Source organism: Mesorhizobium sp. M4B.F.Ca.ET.143.01.1.1, from assembly GCF_004792275.1.
Taxonomy (GTDB): domain Bacteria; phylum Pseudomonadota; class Alphaproteobacteria; order Rhizobiales; family Rhizobiaceae; genus Mesorhizobium; species Mesorhizobium abyssinicae.
Genome location: NZ_SRSR01000394.1, coordinates 1 through 279, shown reverse-complemented (window position 1 = coordinate 279; position 279 = coordinate 1). Strand labels below are relative to the sequence as shown.

Genomic DNA, 279 nt, shown 5'->3' with positions numbered 1-279 from the left:
AGTGCATCGGTGGCCTCGTCGATCGCGACCGTTTTCCATTCCGGATTGTTGCTCTCGCCCAAACCGCCAGCGATCTCCGAGGTCCGCAGGAGCCGTTCGGGAACGAGCCGGCCGTCGCGTTCTGTCAGGCGAACCAGGAACGGCAGGTCGGTGTATTTGCGGGCGTAGTCGTCGAAATACGGAACCGTGCGATCGAGGTAATATTCGCGAAGAATGACGTGGCCCATGGCCAATGCCAGCGCGGCGTCGGTCCCCTGCTTCGGGTTGAGCCAGATATCG

Annotated in this window: 1 protein-coding gene; it reads right to left on the bottom strand. The window is 61.6% G+C overall.

The window, feature by feature from the left end; all coding sequences use genetic code 11:
* A partial coding sequence (locus EN786_RS37485; RefSeq protein WP_135910250.1) for a molybdopterin-dependent oxidoreductase occupies nt 1-279 on the bottom strand: 279 nt, incomplete at both ends.